A 25,849-nucleotide genomic window follows, 5' to 3' on the forward strand; every position below is an offset into this window, starting at 1 on the left:
GGAGAGCAGTCCGGGTGGACTACTCCTTTCGTCGGTGGCTGGTGAGGCCAGCCACGACATCCTGGGCGGAAATCGTCCCGATAATCACGCCGTTGTCAACGACGCCGATATTGCCCGGCTGACGCGTCAGCGCGTCGAGAATATCGATGAGCGGCGTTGTCGCCGTGGTCGTGCCGGTAACAGAGCCGCCGACCGAAGAATGGCCAATGCCCTGCTGCATGACATCGCCCGCTGTCAGCATGCTGATCGGGTTCATGTGCTGCACGAAGTCGGCGACATACTGATCGGCAGGGTTTCTGACGATTTCCTGCGGCGTACCGCACTGGATGATGTGCCCGCTCTCCATGATGGCAATGCGATTGCCGATGCGGAAGGCTTCATCGAGATCGTGGCTGACGAAGAGGATCGTTCGCTTCAGGCGGCGTTGGAATTCCAGAAGCTCATCCTGCAGGCGGGTACGGATCAACGGGTCAAGCGCCGAGAACGGCTCGTCCATGAGCAGGATCGGCGCACCGGTTGCAAAGGCGCGGGCAAGGCCGACGCGCTGCTGCATGCCGCCGGAGAGCTCGTTGACCCGGCGGTTGGCCCATTGCGTCAGGTTGACGAGTTCCAGCTGTTCGTCGACGCGTTTCTTGCGTTCAGGCTCCGGCACACCGGCAAGCTCGAGGCCGAAGCCGACATTGTCGGCAACGGTGCGCCAGGGCAGCAATGCAAACTGCTGGAACACCATGGAGACCGTGTGCATGCGCAGGTCGCGCAGCGTCTTGGGACTACAGTCATAGGGATTGACCGGCCCGGCCTTGGTATTGACGACGACATTGCCGCGCACAACCGGGGCCAGGCCGTTGACGGCGCGCAGCAGCGTCGACTTGCCGGAACCGGAAAGGCCCATGAGCACGAGGATTTCGCCTTCCTCGACCTCTAGCGAGGCATTGGCGACGCCGAGCACCAGGCCTGTTGCCTTGCCGATCTCGTCGCGGGTCTTTCCTTCGTCCGCGAGCTTGAGGGCTGCCTCGGGGCGGTCGCCGAAGATGATGCTGACATTGTTGAAGGCGACGGCAGTGGTCATGAGCGGTCTCCTTCGCCGGGGGCACGGAACATGCGGTCGAGAATGATTGCGAGAATGACGATGCAGGAGCCGGAATCGAAGCTCTTGGCGACATTGACGCTGTTCAGCGCGCGCAGCACCGGCACGCCGAGACCAGGGGCCCCGACGAGGGCGGCGATGGACACCATGGAGAGCGATAGCATGATCGTCTGCGTCAGGCCGGCCATGATCTGCGGCATGGCGAAGGGCACCTCGACCTTGCGCAGTACCTGTCGCGGCGTTGCGCCGAAGGCTTCAGCCGCTTCGACGAGAGAGGGCGGCGTCGAGATGATGCCGAGACGGGTCATGCGGATTGAAGCGGGAATGGCGAAGACGACGGTGGCGATCAGGCCCGGCACCATGCCAAGGCCAAGCAGGATCATCGCCGGCACCAGATAGACGAAGGTCGGGATGGTCTGCATCAGATCGAGGATCGGCCGCATGATCGCATAGAGCCACGGGCGGCGCGCGGCGGCGATGCCGAGGGGGACGCCGACCAGCATACAGACGAAAGTGGAGGCCAGCACCAGCGCAAGCGTCTCGGTCGTCTCTTTCCAGTAGCCCTGGTTGATGGTGACGAGCAGTCCGATGAAGGTGAGGGCGGTGACCGCAACGCTCCGGCGCATCCAGTAGGCGATGGCCGCAATAACGACGACGACGATCAGCGGATGTGGCGCCTGCAGAAGGAATAGCAGTCCTTTGATCCCATGTGACGCGACGAAGGAAAGGCCGTCGAAGAACCATATGAAATTGGTCGTCAGCCAGTCGACGACGGCTTTGGCCCAGGGGCCGATAGGGATGCGGTAATCGGTTAACCAGTTCACGTCTTTGCCCACTCTTTGGGCGGCGAACCCGGACGTCTTGGGTCGTTCCGGATGCGGCCGCCGGAGAATAACGGCCTATGGCGCCAGATGGGCGTTACCCGATGCGCAGCGCAATAGGAGGGAAGCAGTCCGTTCATGGAAGAGAAAGGGGCGGTTAAGCCGCCCCTTATCCCTTCAATGTTACAGGCCGAGCTTGGCCTTGACTGCCGCAAGCCCGTCACCGCCATCCTTGGTGGTGACGCCGGCAAGCCAGGGGGTGATTGCCGTCGGATTGGCCTTCAGCCATTCCGTTGCAGCCACTTCCGGCTCCTTGCTGTCGTTCAGGATCTTGCCCATGATCTCGTTTTCCATCGGCAACGAGAAGACGAGGTTCTTCACGAAGGCGCCGACATTCGGGCATTCCTGCAGATAACCGGCCCGGACGTTGGTGTAAACCGTCGCGCCGCCATAGTTTGCTCCGAAGACGTCGTCGCCGCCGGAGAGATAGGTCATCTTGTAGTTGGTGTTCATCGGATGCGGGGCCCAGCCGAGGAAGATGATCGGCTTGCCTTCCTTGTCCGCCCGGGACACCTGGGCAAGCATGCCCTGTTCGGAGGATTCGACCACTTCGAAGCCCTTGAGGCCGAAGGTGTTCTTGTCGACCATGTCGATGATCAGGCGGTTGCCGTCATTGCCCGGCTCGATGCCGTAGATCTTGCCGTCCAGGTCGTCCTTGTGGGTGGCAATGTCCTTGAAGTCCTTGATGCCGAGTGCCGCACCCTTTTCGTTGGTCGCGAGCGTGTATTTCGCGCCTTCCAGGTTGGCGCCGACGGTTTCGACCGACTTGTCTTCGGCAAACGGCTTGATGTTCTCGGCCATGGAGGGCATCCAGTTGCCGAGGAAGACGTCGATGTCCTTGTTTTTCAGCGACTGGTAGGTCACCGGCACGGCGAGCACCTTGACGTCGGTGTCGTAGCCGAGAGCCTTCAGAAGGATGGAGGCCGTCGCCGTGGTGGAGGTAATATCCGTCCAGCCAACATCGGCGAAATGCACGGTGCTACAGCTCGCCGGTTCGGCGGCGGAAGCTGCGGTTGCGCCCAGCGTGAGCGCGGAAAGGGTTGAAGCGAAGGCAAGTGCGGTAAATGTCATTTTTATCATTACGTGACTCCCAGTCTAACGTTCCCAAGCAAGCACCAATAACCGAGATTTACAAGCGACCTCCGCGTATTTGCGCCGGTTTGGAGGGGCTGATTGCGACGCTCCTCATTTTTCCGGTCGAGTGTTGTCGGGCTAATCCCGTATTGCGTGAATCCACGGTAAATCCTGTGGTTTTTGCAGGAGGCGTCTTTCCTTCACGCTTCAGAGCACCCATGAAGCAATCAAGGAGAACGTCATGGCCAAGCTCTATTTCCATTATTCGACGATGAATGCCGGCAAGTCGACCATGCTGCTGCAGGCGGCTTACAATTATCAGGAGCGCGGCATGCGTACCGCGGCTTTTATTGCTGCGCTGGACGATCGCGCCGGTCGCGGCAAGATTGCGTCGCGTATTGGCCTGACGATGGATGCCATACCGTTCGATGCCGCCGACGATCTCTTCACCTTGGTCGATGAAATGCATGCCGAGGAGCCTCTGGCCTGCGTCTTTGTCGACGAGGCGCAATTCCTGTCGCATGAGCAGGTCTGGCAGCTTGCTCATGTCGTCGATCGCCTTGACCTGCCGGTCATGGCCTACGGACTGCGGACGGATTTCCATGGGAAGTTATTTCCGGGCTCACAGGAGCTGCTGACGATCGCCGACGAGTTGCGCGAAGTGCGGACGATCTGCCATTGCGGGCGCAAGGCGACCATGGTGGTGCGCCTCGATTCGGCCGGCAAGGCGGCGCGCGACGGCGCGCAGATCGAGATCGGCGGCAGCGACAAATATGTTTCGCTCTGCCGCCGCCACTGGGAAGCGGCGATGGCGGACGAGTAAGACTGCCCGCGTCATTGCGTCATCCGGCACGCGGCGACAAATGTCTCTATGGTCGCGGCAACGGGATGGATCGCTTCCCGATCGGGGAGGACTAATGAAATCGCTCTGTCTGCTGGCCGCGGCCGCTGCTCTCTTCTCCAGTTCGTCCGCTTTTGCCGATGGTGACGCGGTCGCCGGCGCGACGGTCTTCAAGAAATGCGCCGTCTGCCACACGGCGACCGCGCATGAGAACCATGTCGGGCCGTCGCTGATGGGCGTGGTCGGCCGCCCCGTCGCCACTGTGCCGGATTACAATTACTCGACGGCGATGAAGGCGTTCGGCGCCGACGGCAAGGTATGGGACGAGGCGCTACTGCGGAAATACCTGCCCAGCCCGCAATTCCTGGTGAAGGGCACGAAGATGACTTTCCAGGGCTTGAAGAGCGACAAGGATATCGACAATATCATCGCCTATCTGAAGAGCCCGGCCGTTGCTCAGTAAAGGTGCAGGCTCTGCTGTCGCTCTAATCGGGCTGCCGCGTCAAAACCTCTTGCGGACGTGTTTCTCAAACTCCGTCGGTAAAAAGCAATGCGTTTTGTGAATCCCATCCCGTTTGTTCGCGACATAGATTGCTCGAAGGCGTTCTACAACGAGCGGCTCGGTCTGAAGATCATAGAAGATTTCGGAAATTTTATTCTCTTCGAGACTGGTTTTGCGATCCACGAAGGACGGTCTCTCGAAAAGACGATCTGGCGGCAAGATAGCGATCCCCCCAAGTCCTATGGGCAAAGGAACCTGCTTCTGTATTTCGAACATGAGGATATTGATGCGGCCTTCGCCAATATCGCACCGCATGTCGAATTGATCCACCCTGTCGAAACGCAGGAATGGGGGCAGCGGGTCTTCCGTTTTTATGATCCGGATGGGCATGCGATCGAGATCGGCGAGCCAGAGAATAAAGTACCCAAGGGTAATTGACGCAAAAACAGATGTGTCGCTCGGTCATTTTCTTTGCACCTATAAGCGGTTAATCTCGCCGGTAATGGCAATTGAGAGACGCTTTCATGGTCAAGGTTCATTCCTTCGACGGCGCGCTCGACAAGGCGCGCGTGACGCTCGATGATGCGATCAAGGGCTTGGTTGCGGCAAACACCATGCTTGCCAGCCACGCCAAGCGCGACACCCGTCTCGGTGCCGTCAATTTCCCGGTGGAAGAGGCGCAGGTGCGTGAGACGCTCGAGTTGCTCGACCGCTGGAAATCCCTCGCTCGGTTGCTGGTCAGGGAACTCGATGAGGTCACCGTGGCCGCGGATTTGCAGCATCGGCGACTGTTTGATGAAAAGGCCGGTGCTGAAACGTCAACCTGGTTCGGGCGCAGGATTGGCCAAGGACATGCCAAGCCGGCATCGATCGTGGCGGAACTCGATGCGGCGCTGGCGGCGTCAGCTTCACTCGAGGCCCTGTTCAGGGAGGCTCGGCCGCTGCTGGTTCAAGCCTTTCGCGATTGCGAGACGCGGCTGGAGCAGGTCATCGAGCGTCGGCAACGCGTCGATCTCGATATTGAGGATGCTCAGCGCCAGGCCGATGATCTGGCGCTGAGGATTGTGGACCGGCGTGTCAGCGTATCGTCCAAGCGCGACGTGGATCCGCAATCCGAACTTGAAGCGGAGTATCGACGGCTGCTCGCCGAGCAGGAAGATCTTCACGTACGCGAGCGCGCTTTGCAGTCCGGGCGGGTGGCATTGCAGCGGCTCATCGATATCTATGAGGGCGTGGCGACAGTTCTGAATGCGCAGGTCGCCGCCGTCAACGCGATGGCGGCCAAGCTTGCGGTCGATACCGAACAGCGGATCGCCTTGCTGAAGGCGGTGACGTCGGAGGCTGCGCCGCCTTTGCCGACCGTTGAAAGACCGGCCCCGGTCGCCGCGTTGATCAGGGCATTCGAGGCCAATGTGCTCGCCGGCCATGATCTTGCAAGACGCAAGGAGCATGCCGACAAGGTATTTGCGCGGCGGCTGGAATCTCCACTGCCGGCCGTGCCGGTGACGGAAGGGGAGCAGCCGGTCGAGCCCGAACCTGAGACCTCGTTATCGTCTGCGATTGAAAAATGATATCAGCCGGTTGCCGTCTCCTGCGGAAACACATATCTGCATGGGCGTGAATATGTTGCGCGATTTCAAAGTGTCCTTGCGTCCTTTACGTATCCGAAGGACTGCGGCTCTTTAGAGGAGACGTCCATGCTTGATTCGATTACTGCGTTCTTCAAGCGGATCGGCGCCGCCATCGCGCGCGGCCTCGGGCTTCTCGTCGTCGGGATCTTATGGCCCTTCCTCGCCGCTCACGGCTGGTATCAGCGGCGCAATTGGCTGATCAAGCTGCCGGTTGCCGCTTTCGTGACGCTGATGGCGGTGCTCTACATCTATTTCATCTGGCAGACGCAGGTCTGGAGCGGCTTCGACACCAGCTATCCCAGCGTCTACAGGTTCGACGACCGCAAGGTCGGGGCAGGGCAAGAATTGCCGGCAGCGAGCGGCCAACAGGTCGCAGCGACCACGCCGAAAGCCTGCCAGACGTCCGGGACAGTCGACGTCACCGCCGACCTCATCGACTTCAACGTCAATCAGAACGCCTGGATCTCCTCGATGCTACTTTTCAAGCTCGGGTTCTTCGGCGTCGCCTGGGACGACACGCCGTTCCTCGACAACAAGGCAGCCTTTCAGCGCGGCGTGAACCAGGCGGTGCGGCGCACGGCGGTGGAACTGGTCGATACGCTCGGCCGCGTGCGCGGTACGTCGGGCATCAACGGCGATCTGCAAAGCGCCCGTGGCAATCTGCAGTTCGACGAAGCGAGCTGGTATTTCGGCATGCGCCCCTTCGGCCCGAAAACACCGACGCCGAGCTACTATCGCGCGGCAATCACCAGCCTGCGCAAGTTCAACACCGATCTCGGCACCTGCAATGCGGTCTTCGACAGCCGGGCCGACAACCTCCTGCAATTCATCGATCGTGTCGCCAACGACCTCGGCAGCACATCGGACATCCTTGCGGAGCGATCGGAGAAGCATAATTACGGCTGGTTCGACATGCGCGCCGACGACCGCTTCTGGTTCGCCTATGGTCAGCTCTATGGCTATTACGGCATCCTGAGCGCCATCGAGGCCGATTTCCAGCAGGTTATCGCCGAACGCAATCTCGGGACGCTCTGGGGCGGCACCATGAAGCAGCTGGAGGCGGCGCTACGCATTCAGCCCTTCATCATCTCGAACGGGCGCGAGGATGGCTGGATCATGCCGAGCCATCTGGCGACGATGGGCTTCTATATTCTGCGCGTTCGCTCGAATCTGGTGGAAATGCGCTCCGTCCTTGGCGGCCGTTAAAGCGATAGGGGGCGATCGTTGTTCTGACGATCGCCAATTCTCCACCGCAATCTGCGGGGTCGATGGGCCGGAAATTTCGGAATTTTAGGGAATAGCGAAAAGGGCTAGCTGATCAGCTTCAGCCGGATCGCCTTTGCGACGAGCTGGGTGCGGTTGACGCAATCGAGCTTCTTGATCGCATTCATCATATAGGCGTTGACCGTGTGGTCGGAGAGGGAAAGGATCTGGCCGATTTCGACCGAGGTCTTGCCCTGCGCGGTCCAGCGGACGACTTCCAGCTCCCGGGCCGAAAGCATGTGCAGCACGGAGCCGTCATTGCGCTTGATGCAGTTATAGATGTCGTGCGCCTGCAGCATGATCATGTTCAGCTCGTTGAGCTCGCTTTGGCCGAGGCTGCTGCGGTTACCCATGAACCAGAAGACGAGGCGCTGCCCGTCGGAGGAATTGATGGGGATCACAATGCCCATCGGACAATTGTGGCTGAGCAGCAGCGCATGCAGTTCGCGCGGCAGCTCCATGTCCTGCGAGATGTTCTTCTCCAGGAGGTGCCAGGCGCGCGGCATCACGGAGTCCCGTACCCGCTGCAGCATCGGGCAGCGGCGGAGCAGTTGCTGACGATCAAAATCGCGCAGAAATTGCGGTTGCACCGAACCTTCGATGACGAGCGGCGTCAGCATGGAGTCTTCGGAAACCGGGGCATTGAGAAAGGCCACCTGGCTGAAGCCAAAGGCGGAGCTCGTCCGTTCCAAAGCCTGGGCAAAAGCCGTCTGAGTCCGGGCTGTGGCCAACTCGGCGGAAAGCAACAGTTGTCTCTCAGCAGTGATGAAATAGGACATGTGACTTATTGGCGCCCACAGCGTGTTGTAGCTATCAAATACTGGATTTGCAGGCGAATGCTAGACGCAAAAATACCACATATCCAGAAATAATTTCATTTCCATATATCTTAATATTGTAAATTGCTGATTTGTAATACTTTTTTAAAAATGGTGCCCACGCAAGTAAAAAAGTTGTTCGGTCAACTTCCTTCATGATGGCGCCGAGACGTGCCCTCCGGACAGCGGATAAGGGTAATGATTTCAGGCGAAACCGCTGGTAAATCTCCATGGCGCGCACATGCATGAGTTGCGGCATGTGCGGTTCCGCATTGTCGATGCCGGCAACATTCAAGTCGGCCGCAGCATAGTCTGCACGCAGCTTTTCGGCGAGTGGCTTAGAGGGTGGAAGCCCCGCCCGGTCACAACGCTTCGCGCATGAACAGGCGGTTTCCATCAAAACGGCAACGGCCGGCGACAATGCCAGCCGGTCGCGACGGATGAGCCTTGATGCCGGTGTGCCTTGCGAAGGGCCAAAGCGATTGCTATCGGTCTTGCGATAGCAATCGCTCCCAGGCTTCTTTCATGCCCTTTTGTTTTTCCCAACAGCTTGTTGCGCGCTGTTGCCGGCAGACTTCATCGTTTCTGGTGGGTCTTTTTCTTCTGGTCTTCTCCTTCACCTCCGCCGAGGCCGCCGGTTCCAGCGTTGGCCAGCCGATGGAATTCCTGCTGGTTCACGGTGATATGGCCACCTGCCGCGTGGCCGATAATTGCCCGGACTGGATTTCTGCCGAAGGGCAGATCATGGCGGATTCACCTAGGAAATTGCAAAAACTGCTGAAGCGCCTTGGTAGCAGGAAATTGCCGATCATCGTCAGCTCGCCTGGCGGCGATGTTCGGGCGGCCATGGAGATGGCCTACGTGATCCGCAAGCAGAAGCTGGCGATTGCGGTCGGCCGGACGCGCTCGCGCGATTGCCCCTATGCCGAGCCGATCTGTTTGGCGACGCGCGCAAAGGATGGGTCCATCAAGGGCGAGACATTTTCGGTCGGCGCCATCTGCTTTTCGGCCTGTCCGCTGTTTTTCGCCGGCGGCATCCAGCGCGTCTCCAGCCCCTTCGCGCTCCTCGGAGTGCATCAGATCACGACGACCTACAGCGAAGTCCGGATCCGATACCGCACCGAATACGAGACGGTGAACGGTAAGCGCAAGGTCCTCTCCAGGCAGGAGATCGGGCGTCAGTTTGTCGGGAAATACGATACGACCAAGCTTGGCAGGCAGCAGAGGTCAAGGCTTACCGGCTTCCTGAAGAAGATGGGCGTGGACGAATCGCTCTTTGATCTGATGTTGGGCACCCAACCCACCTCGATCCATCTCATTACGCAGACGGATGCGCTGAAGCTGCGGTTGACGACGGAGCTTGCCGCTGCCGATCAGCTCGTCGTCGCGAGGGACTGCAAGGACAAGCAATCGATCGCGGATTGCACGGCACCACCGCCGGACGCCGCTGCCCCTGCGACGGTCGGCGAGTAATCGCGCGCTCCGATCTCACGCGTCCTTGTTGCCCTTAGCTTTCGACATGATCATTTCGAGGTAGCCGAGCAGGACGGCCGAGACGACGAAGGCAAGATGGATGATCGTGAACCACATCAGCTTGCTATTGTCGTACTGGGTGGCGTTGAGGAAAATCTGCAACAGGTGGATCGAGGAAATCGCCACGATCGAGGAGGCGACCTTGATCTTCAGGCTGCCGGAATCGAGTTTGCCGAGGAATGAGACCTCGCCTTCGCCTTCATCGAAGCGGCTGACGAAATTCTCGTAGCCGGAAATCATCACCATGACGATCAGGCTTGCCACCAGGGCAGCGTCGATGAGACCGAGGATCGCCAGAATCATGTCCGATTCTTCATATTGGAAGACGTTGATGGCGACCTTGTAGAATTTGTAGCCGAACGAGACTGCATAGACCGCCAGCGAGGCCGCGAGACCGAGATAGAAGACGACCAGAATCCAGCGGCTGGAGAGAATGATGCGCTCGATCAGTAGTTCCAGGGACTTCATGTCTTTTCCTTTTTTGTTCGTCCGGCGCGGGACAATAGGTGGGCGGCCGCCTTGCGGCAAGGCGGGATAGTTTCACGACGGACGACAATTCGCGGCTATTCACAGTGGATATTTATTGGGTTATCCCGGTTGTGTGAATACCTCATGTCCAGGGCGGGATCGGTTATCATGGCAACGGTAAAATCCGACATAGAAATCGCGCGCGCCGCGGAGAAGCTGCCGATCATCGAGATCGGCGCGAAACTCGGCATTCCTGCTGAAGATCTTGCGCCTTACGGGCATGACAAGGCGAAGATCGGTGCCCAATTCATTGCCGCATTGAAAGACAAGCCGGATGGCAAGCTGATCCTTGTTACCGCGATCAATCCGACGCCGGCGGGTGAGGGGAAAACGACCACGACCGTCGGCCTTGGCGACGGGCTGAACCGTATCGGCAAGAAGGCGATCGTCTGCGTGCGCGAGGCGTCCCTCGGTCCCTGCTTCGGTGTCAAGGGCGGGGCTGCCGGCGGCGGCTATGCGCAGGTCATCCCGATGGAAGACATCAACCTGCACTTCACCGGCGATTTTCACGCCGTCACCTCGGCCCATAATCTGCTGGCGGCGCTAATCGACAATCACATCTACTGGGGCAACGAAGAGAATATCGATGTACGCCGCATCACCTGGCGGCGCGCCATGGATATGAACGACCGGGCACTGCGCGACATCGTCGCCTCGCTCGGCGGCGTGGCCAACGGCTATCCACGCGAGGGCGGCTTCGACATCACCGTCGCCTCCGAAGTCATGGCGATCCTCTGTTTGGCTTCGGATTTGAAGGATCTCGAAAAGCGGCTCGGCGACATCATCATCGGCTATCGCCGCGATCGCACACCGGTCTATGCCCGCGATCTCAAGGCTGACGGCGCGATGGCGGTATTGCTCAAGGACGCGATGCAGCCGAATCTGGTGCAGACGCTGGAGAACAATCCGGCGCTGGTCCATGGCGGCCCCTTCGCGAACATCGCCCATGGCTGCAATTCGGTGATCGCCACGCGCACGGCGCTGAAGCTTGCCGACTATGTCGTGACCGAAGCGGGATTCGGCGCCGATCTCGGCGCGGAGAAATTCTTCGACATCAAGTGCCGCAAGGCCGGACTTGCGCCGGATGCGGCGGTCATCGTCGCGACCGTGCGGGCGCTGAAGATGAATGGCGGCGTCAAGAAGGACGATCTCGGCCAAGAGAATGTCGAGGCCCTGGTGAAGGGCTGCGCCAATCTCGGCCGGCACCTCGCCAATGTCCGCAAGTTCGGCGTACCCGTCGTCGTTGCCATCAATCACTTCATCTCGGATACCGATGCCGAGATCGAGGCGGTGAAGAATTATGTCGCGCGGCTTGGCGCCGAGGCTATCCTCTGCCGACATTGGGCCGAGGGTTCGGCGGGGATCGAGGAGCTGGCCTACAAGGTGGTGGAGCTTGCCGAATCCGGCCAGGCGAAATTCCAGCCGCTCTATCCCGACAATCTTCCGCTGCTGGAGAAGATCGAGATCGTCGCGTCGAAGATCTACCATGCCGGCGAGGTGACCGCCGATAAGGCGGTGCGCGACCAGCTGCGCTCCTGGGAAGACCAGGGCTATGGTCATCTACCGGTCTGCATGGCGAAGACGCAATATTCCTTCTCGACCGATCCGAACGTCCGTGGCGCGCCGGAAGGGCATATCGTACAGGTCCGCGAAGTGCGTCTCTCGGCCGGCGCTGGCTTCGTCGTCGTGATCACCGGTGAGATCATGACCATGCCCGGCCTGCCGAAAGCGCCGGCGGCGGAACGGATTTTCCTCAATGATCAGGGCTATATCGAGGGATTGTTTTAAGTTCTGATTCCGGTGGAGCTGGGCTTGTGTCGAGGTGACTGCTCTTAATGGCAGTATCGGAAGCCGCCGTTCCTTTTCAGCACATCCAAATGAAAATGCGTTTCATGGGCAGCGTCGCTGTCCGGGTCGAGGACGGTTGAGAAATAGAGGCAGGCGGAGGCGCTGGCGGTGCGCTGGAACGCGCCGGTCAGCGTCGGGTCCTCGCGGCGCGGTTCGATGCCGATGGTCTTGCTGTTCTCGAAGGTGAAGCCGGCGATATCGACGGCATTGCCGCGGGCATGTTCCGAGATCTTGCCGGTAGTGGCGTTATTACGCAGGCGGCAGATATAGGTCGAGGCCTGGTTGACCGTGACGATCCGGCCATTGTCCTTCAGCGCCGTGGCGGAGGGTATCACGCTTTCCTTCATCCAATGAGCGAGCGCCAGGGCGGTCTCGCAGCGCATCGTGCCTTCCGGCTTCATCTGGATACCGGGCAGGGGCTCGGTGAGGGCGATCGGTTTGTCGATGCCACAGCCATTGCCGTCGTCGATACGGGGGATGTCCTTGAAGGTGGCGCCGATGGCGGTCAATTGCGTGAGGCAAGCTTTGTGCTCCTCCTCAGATTCCGCCGCGATGGTCAGCGGCGGTTTGGGCGGCCCCTGCATTTCCCCGGCGGCTGGCTGGGTGTCGGGAACCACCGGCTTCTCTATGGGCGTGGGCGGCTCGGCGGAAGGCTGGGCTTGCTCGCGATCGGGTTTTTGCTGTGGCATCGGGCCGGTTTGGGGGAGGGATGCTGCTGTCAGCACGGTGATGGCAGTTGTGGCGGAGATGATCCGGAATAGCATCAAGTATTTCATCCCTCTCTAATGAAGTATTTTGCCTGTTTCTAATGATGGCATGGTGGAAACGCTCGACGCAGCGATTTCGTTGCAATTCAGCAACTCTATCGATCCACTTTTAAACATGAGAATTTTATTCATGATTATCTTGGTCGGATATATTGACAATAATAGTCATGTTTTTTATGCGGCAGAAAGAAGGCGGAATTTTCCGCTTCGTGAACGGAATGAACCCAGCCAGCCCCTTGCGTGCCTTAGAAGCAGCAACCAGCCAGCCCGGTGAAGCAATTCGAAAGGAATGGTTATGGTTGTCCGGCGATCCCGCTCGGTTCTCTTGGCATGCTCCGCGCTTCTGGCCTTCGGGCTCGGCACGGCATCTTATGCGCAGACTGCAACTCAGAATGATGCGGCCACAGACGATGCGGCGCCGAAAGGCGACCGCGTCACGGCTCTGAAGCCGATCGTCGTCAAGGGCAAGGCGGCGAAAGACGTGCTTGCCGACTCGCCGACGACCACCGAGACGACGGCGCAGCAGATCGATGACAAGCAGATCACACGTATCGAGGATCTCGGCCGGAGCACCGAGGTTGGCGTCGGCTACAACCGCACCACCGGCGGCATCAACATTCGCGGCCTTGGCGATGACCGTGTATTGACCACGGTCGACGGCATCGAGATCCCCTACATGCTCGATGTCGCCCGCGGGGCGGACGGAGGCGTCAACAGCTTCGATTTCAACTCGCTTTCGAGTGTCGATGTCGTACGCGGCGCCGACTCCAGCCGCGCCGGTTCGGGCGCTCTCGGCGGCGCCTTCGTATTGCGCACGTTGGAGCCGGAAGACTTGATAACCCCCGGTTCCACTTGGGGCGGCGTCTTCAAGTTCGGCTATAACGGCGATGACCGGAGCGTCGGTGGATCGGCGGCGGTTGCCAAGCGCATCGACAACACTGCCGTTCTGTTCGAAGGTGGTTACACCCATGGTCATGAGCTTGAAAACAACGGCGACGTTGGCGGCTATTCGACCAAGCGCACCAAGGCAGATCCAGCCGATTACAATCAGAGAAGCGGTCTCTTCAAGATCCGCCAATATACCGATATCGGCACCTTCGGCATCACGGCAGAGCACTACAATAAAGACAAAGACATCGATGCGATGCACTCTCAGAGCCTGACCGGGAACCTCCGGCCGGGCAACTACGATACGAGCGACAATACCGAACGCAACCGCGTTTCCCTTGACTACAAGTATGAGGCCGAAAGCGCTGATTCCCTTCTCGATACGGCCAATGCTGTCTTCTATTGGCAAAACGTGCTGCGGGAAGAGGGCCTACAGGGTTATCGCTACACCTCCGTCATCGGCGATTATTGGCGCCGCAACGAGCTTGAGGACCGCAGTATCGGTTTTAACGGCAATGCTTCGAAATCCTTCGATACCGGCAGCTTGCATCACAAGCTTACGTTTGGTCTCGACCTCGCCTTCACCAAGGCGCATCAGTATTCGGCGGGCGGAGATAGCTGCGATCTCCCCCGTTGGCGCGCCACTTGCGCATTCCTGCATACCAACCAGTCGGACATGCCTGATGTCGACGGCAAGCGCGTTGGCGCCTTCGTCGACGACAAGATCGAGATCGGCTCCAGCGGCTTCTCGCTGACACCTGGTCTGCGCTTCGACTGGTACGATTATGCGCCGAAGAACACGGATGCCTATCGCGACAGCGCCAACTATAGCGGCCTGCCGTCCGGCCAGTCCGACAGCCGGTTCTCGCCGAAGCTGCGCGCGGCATACCAGCCGCAGGACAATGTCGAGTTTTATGCGCAATGGGCCATGGCCTTCCGCGCTCCGAACGTCAGCGAGCTTTACGTGAACTACGGCGTGCCCGGCGGTTATGTCAGCTACGGCAATCCCGACCTGAAGCCGGAGACCAGCAACGGCATCGAAATCGGCACCAACCTCGGCGACGATGATTTCGGCGGCCATATCGGCGCATTCTACAACAAATACAAGAACTTCATCGATTCCGAAACATCGGCCGATCCGACCGGCACGTATCCGCTCGGCATCACTGAATACTTCAACCGCGCCAATGTCCGCATGTTCGGCATCGAGGTCAACGCGCACAAGAAGTTCGACAACGGCATCCACGTCAAGGGTTCGCTCGCCTATGTCAACGGCAAGGACTCTGACAGCGGCGAATGGATCGACTCCGTCGCACCCGCCAAGGCGGCCTTCACCGTGGGATATGCGACCGACATCTGGGGAACCGACCTGACCTTCATCACCGCAACCAGCGAGCCGAAGAAGGATGGCGACAACTTCCGCACGCCTGGCTACGGCATCTTCGATCTGACAGGCTGGTGGGAGCCGGAACAGGTGAAGGGATTGTCGCTGCGCGCCGGTGTCTACAACATCTTCAACAAGACCTACTATGACTCGCTCAATGTTGCCTCCTCAGGCCTTACTCAGCCTTCGGCCTACTATTCGGAGCCGGGTCGGACCTTCAAGCTGACGCTGACGCAGAAGTTTTAAGCGGTCTTTATCCGCGCAGCAAACTTGGGCGGTGCTTCGGCATCGCCTTTTTTTGTTCTTTGGGCATGTCGCCGGAAGGTTGCGCAATTGAAAATCGCAATGTTCGGTGTTATTGGAAGCACGCAGTTTTTAACACTTTGAGAGAAAGAGAGAGGAGGACCGTATGAGCAAGATAGTTTGGCATATTCGCCAGTTCGGTCCGACTCTGGCCCTGCAAATGCGTTTGCAGGGCTGATCAGAGGCCGTTACTCACTCATTTCCTTCTGGTCTGCCCCTGTGGGTATCGCAGTGCCGAACGTCTGTGTTCGCGCGGCTGCGTCATGATGATTTACCGAACAACATCCGCTTGCGTGGCGACAAGGCGTCTCTGATCGACGCCGATGTCCTGTTCGGGTCAGACCGGAAGAAGACCATGACTCTGATCAATCTCCGCAATTACGGCATCACCCTGGGTGTGCCGCTGATCTCCAATCTCAATTTCACCGTCACGGCCGGCGACCGCATCGGCATCGTTGCGGCCAACGGGCGGGGCAAGTCGACGCTGCTCAATTGCATTGCCGGCAGGCTGGAGCCGACGGTGGGGGATATCACCCGTTCGCGCGGCCTCACGGTCGGTTATGTCGAGCAGAATGTCCCGGCCGATCTCGCGAATGTATCCTTCTATGATGCGGTTCTTCGTGCTCTGCCGGCCGAGCAGGCCGAGAGCGAGGGTTGGCGCGTCGATGTCACGCTCGATTCGCTCGACGTGCCGGAGGTGCTGCGGGAGAGGACGCTCTCTCAGCTTAGCGGTGGCTGGCAGCGGCTTGCCATGCTCGCCCGTGTCTGGGTGACCGAGCCCGATGTTCTGCTCTTGGACGAGCCGACCAACCATCTCGATCTCGCCAAGATCGCCCTATTGGAGGTGTGGCTGAACGCTCTGCCCCGTGATGTGCCGGTGCTGATCGCAAGCCATGACCGCGCCTTTCTCGATGCAGTGACCAACCGCACCCTGTTCTTACGGCAGGAGCAATCGCAGACCTATGCCTTGCCCTACGGCCGGGCGAGGGCGGCGCTGGATGAGACCGACGCCTCGGACGAACGGCGTTTCCAGAAGGACATGAAGGTGGCGCAGCAACTGCGTAAGCAGGCGGCCAAGCTCAATAATCTCGGCATCAATTCCGGCAGCGACCTGCTGACGGTGAAGACGAAGCAGCTCAAGGCGCGGGCCGAACGACTGGAAGATGCGGCCCGGCCGGGCTATCTGGAGCGTTCGGCGGGCGCGATCAAGCTTAGCAATCGCGGCACTCAGGCGAAGATACTGGTGACGCTCGACGACGCCTCCGTCGAGACGCCGGACGGGACGCTGCTGTTCAAGACGGGCAAGAACTGGATCTGCCAGGGCGACCGCGTCGTCCTGCTTGGGCCTAACGGTGCCGGCAAGACCCGGCTTGTCGAGATGATCCGCAGGGCCATTGCCGATCAGGTTTCCTTGGGAGCGGTCAAGGTGACGCCATCGCTGGTGCTCGGCTATAGCGACCAGGCCCTCTCCAATCTCGGTCAGGGCGATACGCCGCTTGGCGTCATCACGCGGCTGTTCGAACTTGGCGAGCAACGAGCCCGCACGCTGCTTGCCGGTGCCGGCATGGGCATCGACATGCAGGACCGTGCCATCGGCAGGCTTTCGGGCGGGCAAAAGGCCCGGCTGGCGATGCTGGTGCTGAGGCTCACCAATCCCAACTTCTACCTGCTCGACGAGCCGACCAACCATCTCGATATCGACGGGCAGGAGGCGCTGGAGGGCGAGTTGATGGCGCAGGAGGCAAGCTGCCTGCTCGTCTCCCACGACCGCAGCTTCGTCCGTAACATTGGCAACCGCTTCTGGCTGATCGACAGGAAGCGGTTGGTCGAGGTGGAAGGGCCGGAGGCGTTTTTCGCGGAGGCGGGCCGGCGGGATTAAAAAGAGTGCGGGCAGAGGCAGAATATCGTTTCTGCCCGTTCTCTGAGATTGCGGCTTGCGCATCACGTCATCTCACGCTAACAATTCGCACCATGAACACGTCCTTGAACAACATTGCAGTTTGGTGGTGGGCTCGCTAAGGCGGCCTCGACCAATCGTGTTCAAAGACGACGAGTGAGCCGCCCGAGATTTCGAGGCGGCTTTTTTGTTATATTGGCCGTCTGTCATCCGGGCCTGATAACGGAGTGAGGAACAATGGTAACGATCCTTCGGGATGATGGTGCGGAAATCTACGAGACCAAGGGCGGGATCACCGTCACCCGGCAACGTAGACCGACGCCTTATGCGGATGCGGTTTCGTCCTATATCGACAAGCTCGACGAGCGCCGCGGTGCGGTGTTTTCGTCGAACTACGAATATCCCGGCCGTTATACCCGTTGGGACACAGCCATCGTCGATCCGCCGCTCGGCCTGTCCTGCAATGGGCGCGATGTCTGGATTGATGCCTATAACGAGCGCGGCGAGGTCATTCTCGGTTTCATCACGGAAAAGCTGAAGACGGTTTCCGAAGTGACGCTCGGCGCCTCGGCGCCGCGCCGCCTCGACCTGACGGTAAAGACGCCGGACCGGGTCTTTACCGAGGAAGAACGCTCGAAGATGCCGACGGTGTTCACCGTGCTGCGCGCCGTGACCGATCTCTTCTATTCGCAGGCCGACGCCAGCATCGGTTTCTATGGCGCCTTCGGCTACGATCTGGCTTTCCAGTTCGATGCCATCAACCTGAAGCTCAAGCGTCCGGATGATCAGCGCGACATGGTGCTTTACCTGCCGGATGAAATCCTGGTGGTCGACAACTATTCCGCCAAGGCGTGGATCGATCGCTACGATTTCGCCAAGGGCGGCGTTTCGACCGAGGACAAGGCCGGCGAAATCGCTCCCGAGCCGTTCCATCATACGGACGCCATTCCGCCGAAGAGCGATCATCGTCCCGGCGAATATGCGGAACTGGTGACGAAGGCGAAGGAAAGCTTCCGCAAGGGCGATCTTTTCGAAGTCGTGCCCGGCCAGAAGTTCATGGAACGTTGCGACAGCAAGCCGTCGGATATTTCCAAGCGGCTGAAGGCGATCAATCCATCGCCCTATTCCTTCTTCATCAATCTCGGCAATCAGGAATATCTGGTTGGCGCCTCGCCGGAAATGTTCGTGCGTGTCTCCGGCCGCCGCATCGAGACCTGCCCGATTTCGGGCACGATCAAGCGCGGCGACGATCCGATCGCCGATAGCGAGCAGATCCTGAAGCTCCTGAATTCCAAGAAGGACGAGTCCGAGCTGACCATGTGCTCCGACGTCGACCGCAACGACAAGAGCCGCGTCTGCGAGCCGGGCTCGGTCAAGGTCATCGGTCGCCGGCAGATCGAGATGTATTCGCGCCTCATCCACACGGTCGACCATATCGAAGGCCGTCTGCGCGACGACATGGATGCCTTCGACGGTTTCCTCAGTCATGCCTGGGCCGTCACCGTCACTGGGGCGCCAAAGCTCTGGGCCATGCGCTTCATCGAGAGCCATGAGAAGAGCCCGCGTGCGTGGTATGGTGGGGCGATCGGCATGGTCGGCTTCAACGGCGACATGAACACCGGCCTGACGCTGCGCACCGTGCGTATCAAGGACGGCATTGCCGAAGTGCGTGCCGGCGCGACACTGCTCAACGACTCGAACCCCGAGGAAGAAGAAGCAGAAACCGAATTGAAGGCCTCCGCCATGCTATCCGCCATCCGTGATGCCAAGACCGGCAATTCCGGCAAGCAGCAGCGCGACGTCGCTTCCGTCGGCAAGGGCGTGAAGATCCTGTTGATCGACCACGAAGACAGCTTCGTGCACACGCTGGCAAACTATTTCCGCCAGACGGGGGCTACGGTTTCGACCGTGCGTACGCCGGTGCCGGAAGAGGTCTTCGACCGGCTGGATCCGGATCTGGTGGTGCTGTCGCCCGGTCCTGGCAATCCGAAGGATTTCGATTGCAAGGCGACCATCAAGAAGGCGAGGGCGCGCAATCTGCCGATCTTCGGCGTTTGCCTCGGTCTGCAGGCGCTGGCCGAAGCCTATGGTGGCGAGCTTCGCCATCTGGCGCTGCCGATGCACGGCAAGCCGTCGCGCATCCGCGTGTTGGAGCCGGGTCTTGTTTTCTCCGGCCTCGGCCGGGAAGTCACCGTTGGCCGCTATCACTCGATCTTCGCCGATCCCTCGACCCTGCCGCGTGATTTCATGATCACGGCGGAAAGCGAGGACGGCACGATTATGGGTATCGAGCATGTCAAGGAGCCGATCGCTGCGGTACAGTTCCACCCGGAATCGATCATGACACTCGGCGGCGACGCCGGCATGCGGATGATCGAGAATGTGGTGGCGCATCTGGCGCGCCGGGCGAAGACCAAGGCTGCTTGACGCCAAGAGCCGTCAGCCTCGAAATTTGGACACGCACCCCCATGCACTCTGAAATGTGCATGGGGGTGTTTTTGCTTTGGCAGAGTCATGTTGCTGCAAATCTCGCGCACGCAGCTATGCCGTAGGGCGGTTTGACTTGCCGTGGGTTGTAAATTAATCTTTCCGCGTTCCTGTGGGGCACATCGGCATTAAGGCCGAAAGGGCTAGGCCCGCCCGCTGATATTCTCAGCAGGAGTCCGTCCATGCCAACCCTCGATACCTATCGCAAACAAGCCAAGCTGCTGATGCGCTGGCACCGTGATCGTGACTATTCGATTGGTGGAAGAGTTCGAACGCTCGACCGTTTCAGCGCGTTGACGGATCGTGAGATCCTGGCGATGAAATTCCCTTTGGCGCTGGCGCAAGAGATCGTTGCGGTCGAAGCAGGTCACAAAAATTGGGCCGAGTTGAAGGCGGTTGCCGCTGACGCGCCGAAGACGCCGGCCCCATCGACCGAACCGCCGGCTTTCAAGAGCGTCGTGCCGATCCTTTTCGTTCGCGACGTGACGGCCAGCGCGGCCTTCTTCAGGGACAGGCTGGGCTTCGTGGCAGAATTCCTGCATGGCGCACCGCCGTTCTATGGAGCGGTGTCGCGCGACGGCATCTGGATTCATTTGCGGCTCGTCTACGAGCCCTATTTTGCAGCGGCTGCGGCCAAGGAGACGTCGCTCATTCTGGCTTCGATCGAGGTTTCGAATGTCCAGGGATTGTTCGAGGAGTTCAAGGCCAGGGGTGCGGAGTTCGCGCAGCCGCTTACCAAGCAGGCATGGGGAGGCACCGATTTTCATGTGCGCGATCCGGACGGCAACGTGATCTCGTTTGTCGCGTTCAGATCGTGACGCTTGAATCCGTTTGGGGTTGCCGGAGAGCGGCGGCCCCTTACATGTCCTCGCAGTCCTGCCAGCCTTCTTCAAAGACAAGCTTGTCGAGCGGCAGGCGGTCGCGCCAGCCCTTCACGGCGAGCTCGGGCATGTCATAGAGTTCGTCGACATAGCCGACGCAGAGCCAGGCGACGATTTTGACATGCTCCGGTATGTTGAGGATCGTCTTGATGGCGTCCTCATGGAAGATGCTGACCCAGCCGACGCCAACGCCTTCGGCGCGGGCCGCCAGCCATAGATTCTGAACGGCGCAGACGGTAGAGTAGACGTCCGTTGCGGGATTGTGCGTGCGCCCGAGCACGACAGGTCCGCCGCGCTGGGTATCGCAGGTAATGCAGATGCTGAGCGGCGCCTTGCGGATGCCTTCGAGCTTTAGCCGCTGATATTGCGCGCGGCGATCGCCCTCGAACATCAAGCAGGCTTCCTCATTCGCCTGGCTGAAGGCCTGCCACACGCGTTCCCGCGTCTCGGCCTGCCGGATCATGATAAAATTCCACGGCTGCATGAAGCCCACGGAAGGCGCATGATGGGCCGCCTCGAGCAAACGGCGGACGAGGTCTTCGGGCAGGGGATCCGAGCGGAACTGATCGCGCACATCGCGGCGGGTTTCAATGGCGTGGTAGACCGCAGTGCGTTCTGCTTCCGAAAAGGCGCATGCCGCAATCAGATGATCCAGCTCCTTTGGCGACGCGTCGGCGGCCAGAGGAGGGGTGTTCGGATCGATGCGATCATCAAGAGCGGGCATGTTCAACCATGGTTTTACCGAGGGCGGCGATGTGTTGGGCTAGTATATAGCTTAGTGCGCGATCACGCGGGAAACTACCAGCATGATTTTCACTGGCGAGCTTGCGAGCGGTTTGGCGACTTGGCCCCGTTTAACCGGTGTATTGGGGATAAATTGTGGTGTGCGAGGCACAGGTCATCCTTTGACAAATGGCGCGTTCTGCACCATATGAGCCCCCAATGAGCCGCCTGCGCGATTTTCGCGCGGGCGGTTTTGCATTTCAATGGCACTGTTTTTGCAATTCATTCGCATATGCATGGGCCGCATCCGCATTGGAGACACGCATGAACGAACAGGGCAATCAGACGATACGGCGACTGGCCTTCTGGGGCATGCCGCTATCCCTGGGCGTCATGGGGCTGAAGATGGCCGCCTGGTGGGTGACGGGTTCCGTTGCGCTGCTGTCGGACGGCCTCGAATCCACCGTCAATGTCGTTGCCGCCTTCATCGCCTTCTTCGTCATCCGCTATGCGCAAAAGCCGGCCGATCACGATCATCCCTTCGGCCACCACAAAGCGGAATATCTCTCCGCCGTCACCGAGGGCGTGATGATCGTCGTCGCGGCGCTGATGATCGTGCAGGAGGCGGTGGGGCATCTCGGCGATCCGCAGCCGATGCAGGCGCCGGTCCTCGGCCTTGCCATCAACCTCGTCGCCGGTGTTATCAATGCCGTGTGGGCGGTGATCTTGATCCGCGCCGGCCGGGAGCATCGTTCTCCGGCGCTGACGGCGGATGGGCAGCACATCATGTCGGATGTCTATACCTCGGTCGGCGTGCTCATCGGCCTGCTCCTGGCGCTCGGCACCGGCTATCCGATTTTCGACCCGGTGCTTGCCATTCTCGTCGCGATCAACATTCTCTATCAGGGCTGGAAGGTCATCTCCATGTCCATCGACGGACTGATGGACAAGGCCGTCCTGCCGGAGGAGGAAGCGGTGATCAAGGAGGCGATCGCGACGCATGCGGATGGGTCGCTTGGCGTGCACGATCTGAAGACGCGCCGGGCAGGGGCCGTGACTTTCGTCGATTTCCACCTTGTCGTGCCTGCCGCCATGCCGGTACGTGACGCACATCGTATCTGCGACCGCCTTGAAGACGCCATAAGGGCGATCCATGCGGGCGCGGAAATAACCATTCATGTGGAACCGGAGGGCGAAAAGGCTCACGGCATCCGCGTCAAAGTGATCAAGGAGACCTGATATGCCCAAGACCGATGTTTCCGGCCTGTCGATGCTCGGCAACCAGACGGAAACGGCCGCGAACCCCGAGGTGGCCGTTCTCGAGAAGGTGCCGGCCGGCCATGCCGGCACGGATTATGTCGTGCGCTTCACCGCGCCGGAATTCACCTCGCTCTGCCCGATGACCGGCCAGCCCGATTTCGCCCATATTGTCATCGACTATGTGCCGAACGAATGGCTGGTGGAATCGAAGTCGCTGAAGCTCTTCCTGCATTCCTTCCGCAACCATGGTGCCTTCCACGAGGATTGCTCGATCTACATCGCCAAGCGGCTGGTGGAACTGCTGGAGCCCAAGTGGTTGCGCATCGGTGCCTACTGGTATCCACGCGGCGGCATTCCGATTGATGTGTTCTGGCAGACGGGCAAGCCGCCGGAAGGCGTGTGGTTGCCGGATCAGGGCGTGCAGCCTTATCGTGGACGGGGCTGAGTTAAAAAAAAGGCTGCCATCCCGAGGGAGGCAGCCTTCTCTTATGGGGTCAAAGACGATTAGCCTCAGGCAAACGAGCTGTCGTCGCCGCTGTTGTCAGACGAATCGTCATTGGCGTCGTCCTGAGCGTCCTGAGCGTCCTGAGCAGCATCCTGGGCGTAGTCGGCTGCGCTCTGATCATTCTGATCGTCGTTGCCGTAATAGTTGTTGATGACTGTCTCCTGGGCCGGCTGTGCGGCAGTGCCGTTGCCGCCGAAGAGGCCGCCAAGACCGCCAGCCGCGGAACCACCGAGATGGGGGCTGAAGAGGCTGGAGAGCGATTCGGCGAGCATCACGCCGCCGGCGACGCCGGCTGCCGTGCCAAGTGCTCCGCGCAGGAAACCGCCGCCGGCTGAGGCTGGTGCGGCCTGTTGGCTCCAGGGGCCGGACGGCTGTTGCTGGCCGCCCCAAGGACCCGGCTGCGGCTGGGCATTTCGCGCGTAATCGTCATAGGGACGACCTTGCTGTTGCGGATAGCCGGTCTGAGGGGCTGGACCGCGCTGTTGCTGCTGGCCACCGCCGAAGAGCGAGCCGAGGCCACCGAGGAAGCCGCCGCTCTGGCCCTGCTGATGGTTGTCGGCTCCCTGCTGCTCCAGCTCGTGCACGCGGGCTTCGAGTTGCTGGATGCGGTCGGCCGCAGCCTTCATGCCCTGTTCCTGCATGATGACGGCCTGCGCCAGAAAATAGGGGGCATAGGGCTGGTCGTGAACCGACTGGTTGATGAAGGTTTCCGCATCGGCATCCCGCTGGGTGCCGGCTGCGGAGCGGACGCGATCGAAGAGAGACGCGAGCAATTGACGTTCTTCAGGCGACATGATGGCCTCCTTGGCTATCTGTTGCTGCAAATTCGGGGCGCGATTCCTTTCGCGCTGACCTGACGTAGGATGCAATTTCGGTTTTTCAAAGCCGCGGCAAGTTACATTTCGGTAACCCGCAACCATAACGCCATGCTTTCGTGGTCTATTCGCGCCTTGTCTTTTTCCAGCATTGTTTTACGCATTGAGTCGCACTATGTGCGGTGAACGACGCATCATGCTGGAGACTTGCGAATGAACGACGAAGACGAACAGGAAGACAAGAAGAACGAAGCGCCGTTGGGCAAGGACGCGGAGGCGAATCTTTTCAAGTCGCGCTCGATCTTCATTTACGGCGGCATCACGCAGGAATTGGCTCAGAAGGTGTGCTCGCAGCTCGTCGCGCTTTCTTCCGCCAGCGATGACGATATCCGCATCTACGTGAATTCGCCCGGCGGCCATGTCGAATCCGGCGATTCCATTCACGACATGATCAAGTTCATCAAGCCGAAGGTCTGGATCATCGGCACCGGTTGGGTCGCTTCCGCCGGCGCGCTGATCTACGTTTCGGTTCCCAAGGAGCGTCGCATTTGCCTGCCGAACACGCGCTTCCTGCTGCACCAACCGTCCGGCGGCACGCGCGGAATGGCCTCCGATATCGAGATCCAGGCACGCGAGATCATCAAGATGAACGAGCGCCTGAACCGGATATTCTCGGAAGCCACCGGCCAGCCGATCGAAAAGATCGCCAAGGACACGGACCGCGACTACTGGCTGTCCGCCGAAGAAGCCAAGGCTTATGGCCTGGTTTCGCGGATCGTCACGTCTCAGGCCGAGATTTGATCTAGCGATATCGATTATAGGCGCCCTCGCTTGCCGGAAGGCAGGCGAGGGCGTTTTTCGTGCAGCGGCAGCTGTTTTAAGAGCGAATGACGGGTTGAGCTGTCCTCCGGCAACGGCTATCTGGAGCCAACCCCAAGCGGGCCTTCCGCGAACAACAAGGCGCATATCGGCATGACCCCAGATTTCCTCGTCACCCATTCCGGTGGCTTCCATGCCGACGAACTGCTGTCCAGCGTCATCCTGACCCGGCTTTTCCCGCAGGCTCGTATCATTCGCAGCAGGGCGCCGGAATGGATCACGCCCGGCGCCGACCGGATCATCTACGATGTCGGCGGACAATATGATGCCGCAGAGCGGATCTACGATCATCATCAGCGCGGCGCACCGTTGCGCGACGATGGTCAACCGTACAGCTCGTTCGGATTGATCTGGAAGCATTATGGCCGCGATTATCTCAGCGCCTCAGGCCTGCCGGAAGCGCATATCGAGGCGCTACACACTTCTTTCGATAACGGTTTCGTGCTGCCGGTCGACCTGGTCGACAATGGTGCGCTGAGCCCCTCCGTCGCCGGGCAGTTGGCTGGGCTTACGCTGCCGGCCCTGCTGGAAACTCTGAAACCCGTTTTCGATGAGACCGACCCGGAGGCCGAAGATCGCGGCTTCCAAAATGCGCTCGGCATTGCCCGCAGTTTCGTCGAGGCAAGGATTGGCCAGAGCGCTGCGAAATTGCGTGCCGAGGCGCTGGTGCATCAGGCGATAGTGGATACCGGCGAAGGCCGTATTCTGGAACTCCCGATGGGCATGCCCTTCCGCCCCGCCATCGTGAAGGCGGGCGCCGATCACCTGCTGTTTGTCGTTCACCCGCGCGACAAGGATTGGTGCCTGACCGGCATCCGCCGCGCGGACCAGGGGTTTGAGTTGCGGGCCGATCTGCCTGCAGCCTGGGCCGGCCTGACCAATGGCGATCTGGAGGCGGCTTCCGGCGTGGAAGGGGCGAGTTTTTGCCACAATGGGCGCTTTATCGCTGCTGCCAAGACCCGCGAAGCCGCTCTCGCCATGGCAGAGTTGGCGGTAACGGAAGCTGTCGCCATCGAGCAAACGTTAGCCGCCGACGCGACCCTCGTCTGAAGTA

The 25,849-nt window shown here is 60.0% G+C and carries 24 protein-coding genes; 15 read left to right on the top strand and 9 right to left on the bottom strand.

All coding sequences use genetic code 11. The features are described from left to right. Positions 1-19: 19 nt before the first annotated feature. The 3 genes from choV to PMI03_RS09740 all read right to left on the bottom strand — a co-directional run bounded on the left by choV (position 20) and on the right by PMI03_RS09740 (position 3,048). Positions 20-1,069: a choline ABC transporter ATP-binding protein gene (gene choV, locus PMI03_RS09730; RefSeq protein WP_007692429.1), complete on the bottom strand. Its 1,050-nt coding sequence runs from the start codon at positions 1,067-1,069 to the stop codon at positions 20-22. Continuing rightward, positions 1,066-1,911, bottom strand: coding sequence for a choline ABC transporter permease subunit (choW, locus tag PMI03_RS09735; protein WP_007692430.1), 846 nt, complete (start codon positions 1,909-1,911; stop codon positions 1,066-1,068). Before choW ends, choV begins: the two co-directional genes overlap by 4 nt. Positions 1,912-2,091: 180 nt before the next feature. Then, positions 2,092-3,048 (bottom strand): choline ABC transporter substrate-binding protein, encoded by a 957-nt coding sequence (locus tag PMI03_RS09740; RefSeq protein WP_007692431.1) that lies wholly within the window; start codon positions 3,046-3,048, stop codon positions 2,092-2,094. A 235-nt stretch (positions 3,049-3,283) separates the two neighbouring features. On the opposite strand from PMI03_RS09740, the gene PMI03_RS09745 reads away from it, so the two are divergent. The 5 genes from PMI03_RS09745 to PMI03_RS09765 all read left to right on the top strand — a co-directional run bounded on the left by PMI03_RS09745 (position 3,284) and on the right by PMI03_RS09765 (position 7,222). Next, positions 3,284-3,865: a thymidine kinase gene (locus tag PMI03_RS09745; protein WP_007692432.1), complete on the top strand. Its 582-nt coding sequence runs from the start codon at positions 3,284-3,286 to the stop codon at positions 3,863-3,865. 94 nt (positions 3,866-3,959) lie between these two features. Next, positions 3,960-4,346: a cytochrome c family protein gene (locus PMI03_RS09750; protein ID WP_007692433.1), complete on the top strand. Its 387-nt coding sequence runs from the start codon at positions 3,960-3,962 to the stop codon at positions 4,344-4,346. A gap of 87 nt (positions 4,347-4,433) precedes the next feature. Next, the gene (locus tag PMI03_RS09755) at positions 4,434-4,823 is read left to right on the top strand and encodes a VOC family protein (RefSeq protein ID WP_007692434.1); all 390 of its coding nucleotides are present in this window, start codon (positions 4,434-4,436) and stop codon (positions 4,821-4,823) included. Between the two features lie 86 nt (positions 4,824-4,909). Next, positions 4,910-5,956, top strand: a complete 1,047-nt coding sequence (locus PMI03_RS09760; RefSeq protein ID WP_007692437.1) for a hypothetical protein — start codon at positions 4,910-4,912, stop codon at positions 5,954-5,956. 126 nt (positions 5,957-6,082) lie between these two features. After that, positions 6,083-7,222 carry a DUF2333 family protein gene (locus tag PMI03_RS09765; protein ID WP_007692439.1) on the top strand — a complete coding sequence of 380 codons (1,140 nt, stop codon included), beginning with the start codon at positions 6,083-6,085 and terminating at the stop codon, positions 7,220-7,222. Between the two features lie 104 nt (positions 7,223-7,326). On the opposite strand, the gene PMI03_RS09770 is transcribed toward PMI03_RS09765, so the two are convergent. Next, positions 7,327-8,058 (bottom strand): LuxR C-terminal-related transcriptional regulator, encoded by a 732-nt coding sequence (locus PMI03_RS09770; protein ID WP_007692441.1) that lies wholly within the window; start codon positions 8,056-8,058, stop codon positions 7,327-7,329. A 34-nt stretch (positions 8,059-8,092) separates the two neighbouring features. Beyond that, a complete protein-coding gene (locus PMI03_RS31605; protein WP_174052109.1) occupies positions 8,093-8,497 on the bottom strand; it encodes a hypothetical protein in 405 nt (134 codons plus the stop codon). A gap of 188 nt (positions 8,498-8,685) precedes the next feature. Between PMI03_RS31605 and PMI03_RS09775 the strand changes: the two genes are divergently transcribed. Next, positions 8,686-9,570, top strand: a complete 885-nt coding sequence (locus PMI03_RS09775; RefSeq protein ID WP_244515857.1) for a hypothetical protein — start codon at positions 8,686-8,688, stop codon at positions 9,568-9,570. A gap of 15 nt (positions 9,571-9,585) precedes the next feature. Here the strand turns inward: PMI03_RS09775 and PMI03_RS09780 are convergent, their stop codons facing one another. Next, entirely contained in the window at positions 9,586-10,098 is a 513-nt protein-coding gene (locus PMI03_RS09780; RefSeq protein ID WP_007692446.1) for a TIGR00645 family protein, read from the bottom strand. Positions 10,099-10,266: 168 nt separating this feature from the next. On the opposite strand from PMI03_RS09780, the gene PMI03_RS09785 reads away from it, so the two are divergent. Next, positions 10,267-11,946, top strand: a complete 1,680-nt coding sequence (locus PMI03_RS09785) for a formate--tetrahydrofolate ligase (RefSeq protein ID WP_007692448.1) — start codon at positions 10,267-10,269, stop codon at positions 11,944-11,946. Between the two features lie 44 nt (positions 11,947-11,990). Here the strand turns inward: PMI03_RS09785 and PMI03_RS09790 are convergent, their stop codons facing one another. Beyond that, positions 11,991-12,770, bottom strand: a complete 780-nt coding sequence (locus tag PMI03_RS09790; protein ID WP_007692450.1) for an extensin family protein — start codon at positions 12,768-12,770, stop codon at positions 11,991-11,993. 298 nt (positions 12,771-13,068) lie between these two features. Here PMI03_RS09790 and PMI03_RS09795 point away from each other — a divergent pair, with 298 nt between their 5' ends. The 4 genes from PMI03_RS09795 (at position 13,069) to PMI03_RS09810 (ending at position 20,550) form a co-directional block, all read left to right on the top strand. Then, positions 13,069-15,291 carry a TonB-dependent hemoglobin/transferrin/lactoferrin family receptor gene (locus PMI03_RS09795; protein WP_007692452.1) on the top strand — a complete coding sequence of 741 codons (2,223 nt, stop codon included), beginning with the start codon at positions 13,069-13,071 and terminating at the stop codon, positions 15,289-15,291. A 412-nt stretch (positions 15,292-15,703) separates the two neighbouring features. Continuing rightward, on the top strand, positions 15,704-17,227 hold the full coding sequence (locus PMI03_RS09800; RefSeq protein ID WP_007692454.1) for an ABC-F family ATP-binding cassette domain-containing protein: 1,524 nt from the start codon (positions 15,704-15,706) through the stop codon (positions 17,225-17,227). 255 nt (positions 17,228-17,482) lie between these two features. Further along, entirely contained in the window at positions 17,483-19,672 is a 2,190-nt protein-coding gene (locus tag PMI03_RS09805) for an anthranilate synthase (protein ID WP_007692455.1), read from the top strand. Positions 19,673-19,914: 242 nt separating this feature from the next. After that, positions 19,915-20,550, top strand: a complete 636-nt coding sequence (locus PMI03_RS09810) for a glyoxalase superfamily protein (RefSeq protein ID WP_007692456.1) — start codon at positions 19,915-19,917, stop codon at positions 20,548-20,550. A gap of 40 nt (positions 20,551-20,590) precedes the next feature. Here PMI03_RS09810 and bluB read toward each other — a convergent pair whose 3' ends face one another. Beyond that, entirely contained in the window at positions 20,591-21,337 is a 747-nt protein-coding gene (gene bluB, locus PMI03_RS09815) for a 5,6-dimethylbenzimidazole synthase (RefSeq protein WP_007692457.1), read from the bottom strand. A gap of 323 nt (positions 21,338-21,660) precedes the next feature. On the opposite strand from bluB, the gene emfA reads away from it, so the two are divergent. Both emfA and queF read left to right on the top strand, forming a co-directional pair. Beyond that, a complete protein-coding gene (emfA, locus tag PMI03_RS09820) occupies positions 21,661-22,575 on the top strand; it encodes a CDF family cation efflux transporter EmfA (RefSeq protein WP_007692458.1) in 915 nt (304 codons plus the stop codon). 1 nt (position 22,576) lies between these two features. After that, positions 22,577-23,041, top strand: coding sequence for a preQ(1) synthase (queF, locus tag PMI03_RS09825; protein WP_007692459.1), 465 nt, complete (start codon positions 22,577-22,579; stop codon positions 23,039-23,041). Positions 23,042-23,106: 65 nt separating this feature from the next. Here the strand turns inward: queF and PMI03_RS09830 are convergent, their stop codons facing one another. Next, entirely contained in the window at positions 23,107-23,895 is a 789-nt protein-coding gene (locus PMI03_RS09830; RefSeq protein WP_007692460.1) for a DUF2076 domain-containing protein, read from the bottom strand. A gap of 234 nt (positions 23,896-24,129) precedes the next feature. Here PMI03_RS09830 and PMI03_RS09835 point away from each other — a divergent pair, with 234 nt between their 5' ends. Then, positions 24,130-24,717, top strand: a complete 588-nt coding sequence (locus PMI03_RS09835; RefSeq protein WP_007692466.1) for an ATP-dependent Clp protease proteolytic subunit — start codon at positions 24,130-24,132, stop codon at positions 24,715-24,717. Between the two features lie 171 nt (positions 24,718-24,888). Beyond that, on the top strand, positions 24,889-25,845 hold the full coding sequence (locus PMI03_RS09840) for an MYG1 family protein (RefSeq protein WP_007692467.1): 957 nt from the start codon (positions 24,889-24,891) through the stop codon (positions 25,843-25,845). Positions 25,846-25,849: the final 4 nt, after the last annotated feature.

Source organism: Rhizobium sp. AP16 (assembly GCF_000281735.1).
Taxonomy (GTDB): Bacteria; Pseudomonadota; Alphaproteobacteria; order Rhizobiales; family Rhizobiaceae; genus Rhizobium; species Rhizobium rhizogenes.